Source organism: Catenulispora acidiphila DSM 44928 (assembly GCF_000024025.1).
In the GTDB taxonomy this organism is placed as follows: Bacteria; Actinomycetota; Actinomycetes; order Streptomycetales; family Catenulisporaceae; genus Catenulispora; species Catenulispora acidiphila.
In genome coordinates this window covers 36,777-49,771 of sequence record NC_013131.1, presented here as the reverse complement: position 1 = coordinate 49,771, position 12,995 = coordinate 36,777, and the positions used below count along the sequence as shown (strand labels likewise).

Below are 12,995 nucleotides of genomic sequence, written 5' to 3'. Positions count from 1 at the left end.
GAACCATGGAACGCGCCAGAAGAAGACTGCGCCGCGACGACGGCATGTCGACCGTGGAGTACACGCTCGGGACCCTCGCCGCCTGCGCCTTCGCAGTGATCCTCTACAAGGTGATCACGAGCCCGATGGTGCAGGAAGCCCTCTCCGGAGTCCTGCGCAAAGCCCTGAACACGGCCTTCTGATGCGGCGCCGAAGACCCCGGGACGCCGGCTACGCCACGGTCGAGGCGGCGCTGGCCATCCCGAGCCTGGTCCTGTTCACCGTGGCGCTCGCCGGGATCCTGACCGGCCTGGCAACACAGATCCGCTGCGTCGACGCCGCACGCCTCGGCGCCCGAGCCGCCGCACGCGGCGAACCCGCGGCACAGATCCAAGGCGCCGTAACCCAAGCAGCACCGGGCTCCTCGATCCACATCACTACTGAGAACGGCCTGATCCACGTCTCGGTCGCCGCCCCGGTAGCCGCCATGCCGCTACTGCGGGCGTTCACCGTGCACGCCGAGGCCTACGAAGCCGACGAAGCAACCCTGGAAGGAGGTGAGGAACCCCATGCCGCCGCCGAACCCCGCCCGTGACCGCGGCTCAGCCACGATCTACGCCGCACTCCTGACCGGCCTACTGACAACCCTCACCGGCGCGATCCTCGCCCTCGGCACCGCGATCCTCGCCCGCCACCGAGCCGGATCCGCCGCCGACCTCGCCGCCCTCAGCGCCGCCACCCACGCCACCCCCGGCCAAATCCCCTGCGACTGGGCCCGCCGAGTAACCACCGCCCACCACACCCGCCTGCTCCACTGCACCTGCAACGGCCCAACCTGCCTGGTCACCACCGCCATCAACACGCCATGGGGCGCCGCGACCGTAACCAGCCGCGCCGGCCCCGCCGACGACCCCACCGGAGAAACCACCGCCGGGCAGAACGCCCTCAGGGCTGAGGGCACCCGCCTCGCCGAAGCCGCCATGGGTCTGCGAGCCGCAGCCTTGAGCGATCCCGTTGGAGAGCGCATCGCCGGGATCGAACGGACTCGCCTTGGTGAAGCCACTGGAGGCAGCCTGCGAACCGCAGCCATGACCAGCCGGACCCATGATCCCGTCGGAGAGCGCACCGTCGAGGTCGAGCGGAGCAGCCGCGCGAAGCCACAGGCTACCGCGCCGCGTGCCGCGAACCTGGTCGGCCGCACCGGTCTCACCCATGGTCTCGTCGGGCCAAGCCTCGTTGGGATCGAGCGGAGCACTTACGCCGAGGCTTATCCCTTCGGCAAGCGCGCCAGCGGGATCGCTGCTCGCCTGACCACCCCTGCCGTCGCTTCCCGTCCCCGCCCTTCGCCGCACCGCGCCCCAGTCGTCCCAGCCGCTCCACTCGTCGGTGTTCGTCTCGCTGTCGCCGAATCCGAGCCACTGGCTGGCTCGTCGGCTGCGTCGTGCTGCCAGTTGGGCGCAGCGCTCCCCTGACTTGTGGATGCCTAGGCGGAGGAGCCAGAGGGCTATGACGAAGACCCAGCCGAATATGGCGCCGGTGAGGAAGACCTGGGCGGTGGTTGTCTGGACTCCTACGCCGAGGAAGGTCAGGTGGTCGCCGGTGGTGCTGGAGGCGGCCACTCCGGTGGCGATCATGACCACCAGACCGATCAGGGCCAGCGCGACGGCTATCATCCCGTGGCCCCTTTCGGTGCGGGTGTGCGTCGGTGGGGCGGTCAGGGCCAGCGGTTGGCGGGGGAGTCGCGGCGGGAGGTGTCCATGCCGGAGTCGTCGGCGTCGGCTCGGTTGTCGCGTTCCTGCCAGCGGCCCACGGGTTCGACGTCGCTGTCGGAGTCGAGGATCCAGACGCTGTCCGGGCCGGTGCGGGAGCGGCGCCACCAGAGGATGCCGACGGCGCAGGCCGCGCCGATGGCCATCAGGGCGAGGGGGGCTCGGCTGCGGCGGGCTGCTGTGGTCACTGTCGCCAGGGGGATCACGGTGGCCATGCGGGCCAGGGGTGAGGGCTGGGGGGCTCCGTAGCGGATGACCTGCCAGGCGGCGCCGCCTCGGGAGGCTGCCTCGGCGGCCACGGGGCGGGCGCGGTCGGCCATGGCCGCGGCGGCCACTGTGGTGCGGTCCGCCACCTGGTGGGCGACCACGGTTGCCCGGTCGGCGACCTGCTGGCCGACGACGGTGGCGCGGTCCGCGACCTGGTGGGCGGTGCCCTGGGCCACGCCGGCGGCGGTCACCGCGGCGGATTGGGCGGTTCCGGCGGCGCCGGAGACCGTGTGGGCGGCGCCGGACGTCCGGTCGCGGACGGCGCAGCGCACGCGCTCCACACGGCTGGCCGGCTCGTCGTGACTGAACGGCATCCTCATCGTCCTCGCCTCTCCTCACATCGTGTTCGCCGCTGCCCGGCGGCCCCGCCGGGCAGCGCCGCCGGAAGCAGGGTCGACCTGGCAAGCGGCTCGCCTTCGTGCCTGCCCGGCGGCTTCGGCGGACAACCTCACGCAGGGCCATTGGGGCTACTCAGAGAGTGCGCGTGCTTCCGTGCGAGGATGGAGAGCGTCCATATGACAGAAACCGAAAGGCAACAGACTGTGGCCGAGAACCTGTACGCCACCATCAAGACGAACCACGGCGACATCGTGGTGCGGCTGCTTCCGGACTACGCTCCGAAGACCGTCGCCAACTTCGTGGGTCTGGCGGAGGGGACCCGGGAGTGGACGCACCCGGAGACCAACGTGACGTCAACCACGCCGCTGTACGACGGCACGATCTTCCACCGGATCATCCCGCAGTTCATGATCCAGGGCGGCGACCCGCTGGGCCAGGGCTTCGGCGGCCCGGGCTACGTCTTCGACGACGAGCCGCACCCCGACCAGACCTTCAACGACCGCGACTACCTGCTGGCCATGGCCAACGCCGGGATCCGCAACGGCAAGGGCACCAACGGCTCGCAGTTCTTCATCACCGTCCCGACCCCGCGCCGGCCGACCCACCTCAACGGCAAGCACACGATCTTCGGCGAGGTCGTGGACGCCGACAGCCGCAAGGTCGTGGACGAGATCGCGGGAGTGCGGACCGGTGCGCAGGACCGGCCGGTGAACGACGTCGTGATCGAGAAGATCTCCATCGAGCGCCGCGAGGGCTGAAAGCGGTGAGCGCGGGGCCGGAGGAAACTCCGTGCCCCGCGTGTTCGTTTCCTCTACATTCGAACCGGCCGATCGAAACCGGACCTGTAGCAGAAGGACCACCGTGACGATGCCGCCAGGCAGCCCAGGCAGCCCCTCCGTGCCAGCCACCGAACTCCCGGCGTGCTACCGGCATCCGGGCCGCGAGGCGCAGATCCGCTGCACCCGCTGCGATCGCCGGATCTGCCCGGAGTGCATGGTCCCGGCCTCGGTCGGGTTCCAGTGCCCGGAGTGCGTGCGCGGCGGCAACCAGGAGGTGCGCAAGGCGCGGTCCCCGTTCGGGGCGGTGCTGCGCCCCCGGGTGGTCCCGGTCGTCACCTACAGCCTGATCGCGCTGAACTTCGTGATGTTCGGCCTGCAGCACATCGTCGGCACCTCGCAGGTCGGCGCGGCCGGCGGCGGGGTGTTCCAGGTGAACACCCTGGACATGCGGCTGGAGCTGATCGCCAAGGGCACCTGGGTCGACGGCCAGCCGATAGGCGTGGCCAACGGCGAGTGGTACCGCCTGGTCACCTCGATGTTCCTGCACGCGAACCTGATCCACATCGCCTCGAACATGATCTCGCTGTTCTTCATCGGCCCGATGCTGGAGGCGATGCTCGGCCGGCTGCGGTTCGTGCTGGTCTACCTGATCGGCGGCCTGGCCGGGGCGGTCACGTCCTACTGGTTCATGACCCCGCTGAGCCCGGCGAGCCTGGGCGCCTCGGGCGCCATCTCGGCGGTCTTCGGCTGCCTGGTGGTGATCGGGCTGCGGCGCAAGATCCTGGACCCCGGGATGATCGCCGTGGTGCTGGTGATCAACATCGTGATCCCGCTGCAGAACACCAACATCGACTGGCGCGACCATGTCGGCGGCGTGGTGGCCGGGGCGCTGATCGGCGCGGTCTACGCCTTCGCCCCGGAGCTCATCGGCGCGCTCGGCAAGGCCAGGGCGCCACGCGAGCAGCAGGTACGGCTGCTCAACTGGCTCGGCTTCGGCACGATGGCGCTGGTCCTGGCCCTGGCGATCGGCGGCACGGCCGTGCACACCGCCCACCTGAACGACCCGGCGAACCGGACGCGCACCGTCGACGGCGCCGTGTACTCACCCGGCCCGACCAGGGTCGTCACCGACGTTCCGACAAGTTATCCACAGGCCTGAGGCACTTATCCACACTGGGGATAAGCCTGTGGATGTTGTGTTAGGCAGCGCTCGGACACAGTCGGTGACGAGCCGGGAGGCGATGACGCGCCGCTACTTCCACCGCATCGAGGCGATGAAGCCGGTGATGATCAGACCGAAGCCGACGGCCATGTTCCAGCCGTGCAGCGCCGACACCGGGTACGTCATGTTCGACAGGTAGTAGATCACTATCCACAACAGGCCGAGCACGAAGCACCCGACCATCAGCGGCAGCACCACCCGGTTCCCGGTGTCCAGCTTGATCGGCTGCTTCTTGTCCGGCGGCGGGGTGTACGCGGCCTTCTTGCGGACCTTGGACTCGGGCACGGTTCACTCCTGGATTGCTCGGCTGCTGTGCGGCCTCGATCGGGCATGCGACAGGGTGCGTCCGATAGCGTATCCGCCATGGCGTCAGGGCGCGATCAGCTGGACGAACCCGAATCGGCGGACGGCCCGGAGCCGGCCGGCGGGCCCGCCCCCCGACCGCGGTCGCGGGTGGCCTGGCACACCGGGGTGGTCCTGGTGTTCGCCCTCGCCGGAGCGCTGTTCCTGACGGCCCGGGACACCGCCGACGGGCAAGGCGACATCCGTCCGGACCGGGGTGCCCAGCTCTCCGACGTGATCCGGGCCCAGAACACCCACAACCAGCAGCTTACCGAGCAGGTGGCCGGGCAGCGCGCGGACCAGGACGCGCTGACCCGCGGGCAGAGCGCCGACGCCCGGGTCAAGGCGGTCCAGGACCAGGTCGACGCGCTGGCCGCGCCGGTGGCCCTGACCCCGGTCAGCGGCTCGGCGCTGGCCGTGACCCTCAACGACGCGCCGCCGAACGCCCAGCCGGCCGCCGGGGCGCCGACGGCGCAGCCGGACTGGCTGATCATCCACCAGCAGGACGTGCAGGCCGTGGTGAACGCGCTGTGGGCCGGCGGCGCGACCGGGATCCAGCTGATGGACCAGCGCCTGGCGCCCACCTCGGCGGTCCGCTGCGTCGGGAACACCCTGCTGTTGCAGGGCCGGGTCTACTCCCCGCCGTATGTGATCACCGCGGTCGGCGACACGGCGAAACTGCGCTCCTCGCTGCTGGCCGCCCCGGCGGTGCAGACCTATCTGGAATACGTCAGCGCGTACGGGCTCGGGTGGGACGTGAAGGCACGCGATCGAGTGACGCTCCCGGGCTACACCGGACCGCTCGACGTGTCGTTCGCCTCTGTGGCGCCGTGAACCCGACAAACTGGCGGAATGTGGGCTGAAAGCGCGCGAACAGCGATCCGATCCGTCGGGGAGATCCTGATCACGCTCGGCCTGGTGCTCTTCCTGTTCTGCGCCTACCAGCTCTTCTACACCAACGTGGTCGCCGACGAGGCGATGAAGTCCGAGGTCTCCGACCTACACAAGCTGTGGGACGCGCCGGTCGCCCGGGCCGCCGCCCCGCGGGCTGCCAACGCGTTCGACACCGCCGACAGCCACGGCACGGCCGGCGCGGCGTTCGCGATCCTGCACATCCCGCGCTTGGGCGACAAGTCGATCCCGGTCCTACAGGGCACCACGCTCGACCTCTTGGGACGCGGAGTCGGCCACTACAAGGACTCCGCGATGCCCGGCCGCACCGGCAACTTCGCCGTCGCCGGGCACCGCAAGACGCACGGAGAGCCGTTCCGCTACCTCGACGAGATGCGCGACGGCGACCTCATCGTCGTGGAGACCGCCGACAGCTGGTACACCTACCGCGAAGACCGCGACCCGTTCATCGTCGACCCGACCGACCTCGGCGTCGTCGCCCCGGTCCCGGACCACCCCGGCGCGACGCCCTCGCGCAAGCTCATCACGCTGACGACCTGCAACCCGTGGTGGGCCTCCACCCAGCGCATGATCGTCACCGGCGAGCTGATCGCCCAGCAGCCACGCTCGGCCGGCGAGCCGCCGGCGATGACCGTGAACGCCCCCAAGTTCCAATAGGACTCTGGTAAAACCTCATAGAGACCTCTATAGAGAAGTCTGTAGAGAACAGGAGCAGGCGATGTACGCATTTGTGTGGCGGCACCTTCCAGGGCCCGTCTCCGTGAAGATCCTCATCGCTCTGGCCATCGCCGCCCTGATCGTGGTGCTCCTGTTCGGCTGGGTCTTCCCGTGGATCGAGCCGTTGATGCCGTTCAGCGGCAACACGGTGTCGCAATAGCGTCTCTCCGCGGCCGGTAGGCTCACGGCATGGCAGCGCGGATCCTCGTCGTCGACAACTACGACAGCTTCGTCTACAACCTCGTCCAGTACCTGTACCAGCTCGGCGCGGAGTGCGAGGTGGTGCGCAACGACGCGATCGGCGTCGAGGCGGCGCACGACTACGACGGCGTCCTGCTCTCGCCCGGACCCGGAACGCCCGAGGAAGCCGGCGTCTGCGTGGCGATGACCGGCTACGCCGAGCAGCACCGGATCCCGGTCTTCGGCGTCTGTCTGGGCCTGCAGTCGATCGCCGTCGCGCACGGCGCCGTGGTCGGCCGGGCCCCGGAACTGCTGCACGGCAAGACCAGCAAGGTCACCCACGACGGCGCGGGCGTCTTCCAAGGCCTTCCGGACCCGTTCACGGCCACGCGCTACCACTCGCTGGCCATAGAGCCCGAGACGCTGCCCCAGGACCTCCTGGTCACCGCGCGCACCGACTCGGGCGTCATCATGGGCATCCGCCACCGTGAACTCCCCGTCGAGGCGGTGCAGTTCCACCCGGAGTCCGTCCTCACGGAGGGCGGCCACCGGATGCTGGCGAACTGGCTGACGGTGTGCGGCGATGCCGGAGCGGTCGAGCGGTCCGCCGGACTCGCTCCGGTGGTTCTAAGCGCAGCCAATTGAGACAGACTGAGACGCGCTGAAACACACTGAGACATAAGCAAGCCCTGTACGGAGTTTTCCGTACAGGGCTTCGCTTATAGCGCGACGCTTAGTTGCCGCCGCCGCCCCCGCCCTTCTTGGACGTCGTCGGAGCGTTCGGGCACCCCGGCGCGTTCGGGTCCACGACGCACAGCATCGGGTTCGACGAGGTCTGGCCGTTGCCCGGTCCGGACGCCGTCGACGTGGGGTTCTGCTGACAGGTCGGATCCTGGTTCGGGTCGCAGCCCTGCGACTGCGAGCTGGTCGGCGTGGTCGGCGCCACCGGCTGCGGCGCGTAGTAGACCACGATCGGCGTGTCGGCGGTGTAGGAGTTGTCTCCGGGGCTGATGCGGGTCACGCTGCCGGCCGGCAGGTTGCCGCCCGGATTGTCGACCACCGGCTTGACGTTGGTGAAGCCCAGCCCCTGGATCTGCGAGACGACGCTGTTGTACGGCTGGCCGATGTAGCCCTGGGTGCTGAGCGGGATCTTCGACGGGCCGGCCGAGACGATCCAGCCGATCTGAACCTTGCTCACGTCGGGAACCTGCTGGCCGTCGAGCACCGCGTTGTTGTTGCCCGCGTCGATCACGTCGATGATGTTGCCCGCCAGGACCTTGGGATCGGGCTGCGAGGTGATCAGCGGGTTGGCGAGGTCGAAGTGGGCGCCGCCCAGATAGGCCTTGAGCTGGTCCTGGTTCATTCCGTTGAGGGTGGCCTTCGGCGGTACCTTGCCGTTCTGCGGGCCCAGCGACAGGCAGTAGGTGATCGGTCCCGGCTTCCCGTAGGCGCCGGCCGCCGGGCTCTGGGCGATGATCGTCCCGGCGTTCCCGGAGTGCACGTCGGTTCCGGGGGGACAGTCCTTGCCGCTGCCGGTAAGGCTGAACCCCGTGTAATCCGGCTGCGCCAGCATCTGCTGCGCCTGCGGGAAGGTCTTCACCCCGATGCCGAAGTCCGGCGCCGCCTTGGAGCTGGCGTTGCCGCCGGACTTCAGCAGCGACTTGGCCAGCAGGATCGCGGCGATCACCGCGGCGATGCCGGCGATGGCCAAGATGATGTAGCCGGTCCGGCCGCTCTTCTCCGGCTCGGGGGCTCTGCGCGGCTCGGCGCGGCGCGGCGGACCCGGCGGGCGGCCGCCGGGTCCGTCCAGGCCCTCCTCGTAGCGCGGCGCGGGGCTCTGGTAGCCGGTCGGCGTGTCGACCGCGGGCATCGCCCGGGTCTGGCCGACCGCGGCCGCGGCGCCCACCTGGCGCGGGTCCAGCCGCTGGGTCGGCATGTTCGCCGCGCCCAGCACCGCGGTTTGCGCCTCGGTCGGGCGCCCGTCGAGCACCCGCTCGATGTCGGCGCGCATCTCGGTCGCCGACTGGTAGCGCGCGTCGGCGGTCTTGGCCAGCGACTTGAGCACCACCGCGTCGATCGCCGGGCTGACCTCGGGGTCGTAGGAGGACGGCGGCTGCGGCTCCTCGCGCACGTGCTGGTAGGCCACGGCGACTGGGGAGTCGCCGACGAAGGGCGGGCGGCCGGTGAGCAGCTCGAACATCAGGCAGCCGGTGGAGTACAGGTCGCTGCGGGCGTCGACGGTCTCGCCCTTGGCCTGCTCCGGCGACAGGTACTGCGCGGTGCCGATGACCGCGGCGGTCTGCGTCATCGTCATGCCGTTGTCGGCCATGGCGCGGGCGATGCCGAAGTCCATCACCTTCACGGTGCCGGACCGGGTCAGCATGATGTTCGCGGGCTTGATGTCGCGGTGGATGATGCCGTTGCGGTGGGAGTAGTCCAGAGCCTGCAGCACGCCGGCGGTGATCTCCAGGGCCCGCTCGGGCAGCAGCCGGCGGCCGGAGTGCAGCAGGTCGCGCAGCGTGGAGCCGTCGGCGTACTCCATCACGATGTAGGGGACCGAGACGCCGTTCTCGAAGTCCTCGCCGGTGTCGTAGATCGCCACGATCGCCGGGTGGTTGAGCGAGGCCGCGGACTGCGCCTCGCGGCGGAACCGTGCCTGGAACGTGGGGTCCCGGGACAGGTCGGCCCGCAGGGTCTTGACCGCGACCGTGCGGCCCAGCCGGGTGTCGCGGGCCATGAAGACCTCGGCCATCCCGCCTCGGCCCAGCACCGCGCCCAGCTCGTACCTGCCGCCGAGCCGCCGCGGCTGTTCCGCACCGGGGTAGGTTCCGGACATCTCATCGCTCCAGCTCATCGCTCACCGCGCGGTGGCGGCGAGTCTGACATCGTCTCAGTCGAAAACTTGCTTCCGGCAGTATCCCCCGAACCGGCTCCGGCGCCAGAGCCGAGCGCCGGCAATCCCGGTGCGGACCGGCTCGGCGCGGTGGCCCGCGCCCGACCGGTCCGACAACGCCCCCCGGCCGTGGCCGTCCCTCCTAGCCCACGCCGAGCGCCGCCTTCAACACCGCCTGCGCCGTCGGGCCGGCGAAGTTCACACCGCTGACGTCGCTGCGGATGCTGGGGTCGTTGGTGTCGACCATCACGGCCACCGCGACCTTCTTGCCGTTGGCGGTGCCGTAGCAGACGAACCACGCCAGCGGGTTCTGGCCCGAGGCCCGCTGCGCCGTACCGGTCTTGGCGCCCATCTGGACGCCGGGGATCCCCCTGCCCTGGGCGGTGCCGTGAGTGACGACGTTCTGCATCATGTCATCCAGGGTCGCCGCGGTCGCCGGGCTCATCGCCTGGCTGAGCTCGTGCTGGTGGTCCGACCCCTTGTAGGTGACGTGCCCGTTGGGCGCGGTCTCCTTGTCCACCATGTAGGGCTGCATGATCGTGCCGCCGTTGGCCACCGCGGCCGCTATCATCGCCGCCTGCAGCGGGGTCACCTGGGTGTCGCCCTGGCCGATCGAGTCCTGGGCCAGACCCAGCACGTTGGTGCCCACGGTGGCGGGCGAGGGGAAGTTCGACTGCGCCACCTGCAGCGGGATCTTCAGGCTCGGGTCGTTGAAGCCGAACTTCGAGGCGTAGGTGGACATGATCTGCGAGCCGAGCGTGGCCCCGACGAAGCCGTAGACGGAGTTGCAGGACTCGGCCAGCGCTGTCTTCAGGTCGGTGCCCGAGCAGGTGCCGTCCTCGTTCTTCAGCTTGTAGCCGGAGCCGTTCGAGTAGAAGTTGGGGTCCGCGCCGGTCGAGCCGGTCTCGGTGAACTTCCCGGAGTCCAGCGCCGCGGCCGCCGTGACGATCTTGAACACCGAGCCGGGCGGGTAGTTCTCCCCGATCGCGTGGTTCAGGTTCGGCTTGCCCTTGTCCGCCTCCAGCGCGTTGCCCGCGGCGGTCGAGGTCTCGCTGACGTTGGAGGCTATCCCGTTCGGGTCGAAGCTCGGGCTGGAGTACATCGCCAGGATCGCGCCGGTGGTCGGGTCCAGGGCCACGACCGAGCCGTTCTGCTTGCCCAGCCCCTTGATCGCGGCCTGCTGCACCGCGTTCTGCAAGGTCAGCTGGACGTCGCCCCCCTTCTTGGACTTGCCGGTCAGCGTGTCCATGAAGTTGGCGACCGACTCCGAACTGTCGGTGCCCTGCAGGTACTTGTCGAGGACGTTCTCGATGTCCCTGGAGCCGTAGACGATCGACTTCCAGCCGGTGATGTTGGCGTAGTCGGCCTTCAGCGGATACGTGCGCTGGTACTTGTACTGCAGACCGCCGGAGGGAACCGAGTCCGCGATGACGGTGCCGTCCGCGGTGAGGATCTTGCCCCGCGGATAGGCGTAGTAGTCCAGCTCGGTGCGCTGATTGCCGGCCCGCGCCTTGTAGCTGTCGGCGTTGACCACCTGCAGGTAGTTGGAGCTGACCAGCAGGCTGGCGATGAGCAGGAAGCAGAAGATCGCCACCCGCCTGATCGGCTGGTTCACGGTCCGTACCTCCGCTCAGTCGGACCCGGCCGGCCCGGCACCTCGCCCGGGTTCGCCCCGGGCGCCGGGGTCGGCCGCGTCCGCACGTCGTCGTCATCTTCGTCTTCGAACGCCGGGGTATAGGACTCCGTCGCGCCCTGTTCCGGTTCCGCTCTCGGGCCGGATGTGGCCTGCATCGCTTGGGTCGCCTCCGCTGCGCGCAGCATCGTCTGCTCGCCGTAACCGCGCGGCTGGGAGGGAACGGCTTGCGTCACGTCGTCCGCGCCGGCACCGGCCGCGGCGACGCGGCGAACGGGCATCGGTTCGGTGGGGTCGCTCGCCCCAGGCGGCGCCGGCTCCTCGGAACCACTGGGAGTGTCGAGCCCGGTCTGGTCCAGGCCGCTCTGCGCCAGGCCGGTCTGCCCGAGCCCGGGCTGCGCCAGCGGGTGCGGCCGGGGCGGACCGCCGGCCGGAGTCTGCGCCGCCGGCTGGGCGTGCCGGGCCGGAGCCGCGTTCGACGGCATCTTCTGAGCGGCCGCCAGCCGCATCGCCCGCAGCTCGTCGTCGGTCAGCGGGATCGCCGGCGGCAGCGGGCGCCGTGCTGAGTCGGACAATCTGATCAACAGCGCCACCACGACCCAGTTCGCCACCAGCGCCGAACCGCCGGCGGCCAGGAACGGCATCGGCAGACCGGTCAGCGGGATGACGCGCATGACGCCGCCGGCGGTGATGAACACCTGCAGGGCGAACGTCACGGACAGGCCAGCCGCGAGCAGCTTGCCGTAGTTGTCGCGGATCAGCAGCGCGGTCTTGAAGCCGCGCATCACGAACAGCGTGTAGACCATCATCAGCGCGAACAGCCCGACCATGCCGAGCTCCTCGCCGACCGTGACCAGGATGAAGTCCGCGTTCTTGGCGAACCCGACCAGCCAGGGCCGGCCCTGGTCCAGACCCTTGCCGAAGATGCCGCCGGTGGCGAAGCCGTAGATGGACTGCGAGATCTGGTCCGAGGGGCAGTTCGTCCCGGGCGCCGCGGTACGGGCGCAGATCTCGCCGGTGAACGGGTGCAGCCAGTTGTTCACGCGGGCCTGGACGTGCGGCACCGTCGTGGCGATGAACACGGCACCGCCGATGAACGCGGTGACGCCGAAGACCAGCCACGAGGTCCGTTCGGTGGCGATGTACAGCAGCACCACGAACGCGCCGAAGAACATCAGCGAGACACCGAGGTCGGTCTCGAAGACCAGGATGAGCATCGCCAGGACCCAGCAGACCGCGATCGGTCCCATGTCGCGGCCGCGCGGGATGTTCAGCCCGAGCACCCGCCGCGAGGCGACCCGGAGGGCGTCCCGTTTGGCCATCAGGAACGCCGCGAAGAACGAGACCAGCAGGAGCTTGCCGAACTCGGCCGGCTGTATCGAGACCCCGCCCGGCAGGAACACCCAGCTCTTCGCGCCGTTCCGGGAGGACATCGAGGCCGGCAGCATGGCCGGGAGCGCGACCAGGAACAGGCCGCTGACCATCGAGATGTAGGCATAGCGCTGCAGGACCTTGTGGTCCTTGATGAACAGCAGGAAGCCGGCCATCACGATGATGCCCAGGGCGGTGTACATCAGCTGGTTCGTCGTCGACCCGGTCGGCGGGGTGTGGTATTTGACCGGGTTGAGCTTGTGCAGGGCCTGGAAGTGCTCGGTGTCGTAGATGTCCAGGCGGTGGATCAGCACCAGGCCGATGCCGTTGAGGAAGATCGTCAGCGGCAGGAACAGCGGGTCGGCGTAGGGCGCGGCGTAGCGGGTCAAGCCGTTGGCGACGAGCACCACGACGACCAGGCCCGCACCGACGCCCCACATGCCGGCCGGCAGTTTGCCGTTGTCGGCCAGGCCCACGTTGGCGTAGGCGAACATGGCGACGGCCACCGCGAACAGACTGAGCAGCAGCTCGGTGTTGCGGCGCTTGGGGATCAGTGGTTCTTCGGGCCGGGGCGGGGCGGCTGACATCGACA

13 protein-coding genes and 1 pseudogene are annotated in these 12,995 nt (G+C 69.7%); 9 read left to right on the top strand and 5 right to left on the bottom strand.

Features of this window, described 5'->3' with window-relative positions:
• Positions 1–5 precede the first annotated feature (5 nt).
• From CACI_RS47340 to CACI_RS54010, 3 genes are read left to right on the top strand one after another with little or no spacing between them, the layout of a single operon-like run.
• On the top strand, positions 6–182 hold the full coding sequence (locus tag CACI_RS47340) for a DUF4244 domain-containing protein (RefSeq protein WP_012784299.1): 177 nt from the start codon (positions 6–8) through the stop codon (positions 180–182).
• Positions 182–574: a TadE family type IV pilus minor pilin gene (locus CACI_RS00250; protein ID WP_012784298.1), complete on the top strand. Its 393-nt coding sequence runs from the start codon at positions 182–184 to the stop codon at positions 572–574. The genes CACI_RS47340 and CACI_RS00250 overlap by 1 nt, the downstream gene beginning before the upstream one ends.
• Positions 549–1,451 (top strand): Rv3654c family TadE-like protein, encoded by a 903-nt coding sequence (locus CACI_RS54010; protein WP_012784297.1) that lies wholly within the window; start codon positions 549–551, stop codon positions 1,449–1,451. The genes CACI_RS00250 and CACI_RS54010 overlap by 26 nt, the downstream gene beginning before the upstream one ends.
• Before the next feature lie 242 nt (positions 1,452–1,693).
• Here CACI_RS54010 and CACI_RS00240 read toward each other — a convergent pair whose 3' ends face one another.
• A complete protein-coding gene (locus tag CACI_RS00240; protein WP_012784296.1) occupies positions 1,694–2,329 on the bottom strand; it encodes a hypothetical protein in 636 nt (211 codons plus the stop codon).
• A 228-nt stretch (positions 2,330–2,557) separates the two neighbouring features.
• Here CACI_RS00240 and CACI_RS00235 point away from each other — a divergent pair, with 228 nt between their 5' ends.
• Both CACI_RS00235 and CACI_RS00230 read left to right on the top strand, forming a co-directional pair.
• A complete protein-coding gene (locus CACI_RS00235) occupies positions 2,558–3,112 on the top strand; it encodes a peptidylprolyl isomerase (protein WP_041539958.1) in 555 nt (184 codons plus the stop codon).
• A 139-nt stretch (positions 3,113–3,251) separates the two neighbouring features.
• Positions 3,252–4,292, top strand: coding sequence for a rhomboid family intramembrane serine protease (locus CACI_RS00230; RefSeq protein ID WP_049871408.1), 1,041 nt, complete (start codon positions 3,252–3,254; stop codon positions 4,290–4,292).
• A gap of 93 nt (positions 4,293–4,385) precedes the next feature.
• Here the strand turns inward: CACI_RS00230 and crgA are convergent, their stop codons facing one another.
• Entirely contained in the window at positions 4,386–4,640 is a 255-nt protein-coding gene (gene crgA / locus CACI_RS00225) for a cell division protein CrgA (protein WP_012784293.1), read from the bottom strand.
• A gap of 78 nt (positions 4,641–4,718) precedes the next feature.
• Here crgA and CACI_RS00220 point away from each other — a divergent pair, with 78 nt between their 5' ends.
• The 4 genes from CACI_RS00220 (at position 4,719) to CACI_RS00205 (ending at position 7,151) form a co-directional block, all read left to right on the top strand.
• On the top strand, positions 4,719–5,531 hold the full coding sequence (locus tag CACI_RS00220; RefSeq protein ID WP_012784292.1) for a DUF881 domain-containing protein: 813 nt from the start codon (positions 4,719–4,721) through the stop codon (positions 5,529–5,531).
• Positions 5,532–5,549: 18 nt separating this feature from the next.
• A complete protein-coding gene (locus tag CACI_RS00215; protein WP_012784291.1) occupies positions 5,550–6,266 on the top strand; it encodes a class E sortase in 717 nt (238 codons plus the stop codon).
• Between the two features lie 61 nt (positions 6,267–6,327).
• Positions 6,328–6,486, top strand: coding sequence for a hypothetical protein (locus CACI_RS50900; RefSeq protein WP_012784290.1), 159 nt, complete (start codon positions 6,328–6,330; stop codon positions 6,484–6,486).
• Positions 6,487–6,515: 29 nt separating this feature from the next.
• A complete protein-coding gene (locus tag CACI_RS00205; RefSeq protein ID WP_012784289.1) occupies positions 6,516–7,151 on the top strand; it encodes an aminodeoxychorismate/anthranilate synthase component II in 636 nt (211 codons plus the stop codon).
• 88 nt (positions 7,152–7,239) lie between these two features.
• Here CACI_RS00205 and pknB read toward each other — a convergent pair whose 3' ends face one another.
• The 3 genes and pseudogenes from pknB to CACI_RS00190 all read right to left on the bottom strand — a co-directional run.
• Positions 7,240–9,342 (bottom strand): Stk1 family PASTA domain-containing Ser/Thr kinase, encoded by a 2,103-nt coding sequence (pknB, locus tag CACI_RS00200; RefSeq protein WP_012784288.1) that lies wholly within the window; start codon positions 9,340–9,342, stop codon positions 7,240–7,242.
• A 199-nt stretch (positions 9,343–9,541) separates the two neighbouring features.
• Positions 9,542–11,014: a peptidoglycan D,D-transpeptidase FtsI family protein gene (locus CACI_RS00195; RefSeq protein ID WP_012784287.1), complete on the bottom strand. Its 1,473-nt coding sequence runs from the start codon at positions 11,012–11,014 to the stop codon at positions 9,542–9,544.
• Positions 11,015–11,547: 533 nt separating this feature from the next.
• Positions 11,548–12,990, bottom strand: a pseudogene (locus CACI_RS00190) (FtsW/RodA/SpoVE family cell cycle protein); the annotation flags it as partial.
• Positions 12,991–12,995: the final 5 nt, after the last annotated feature.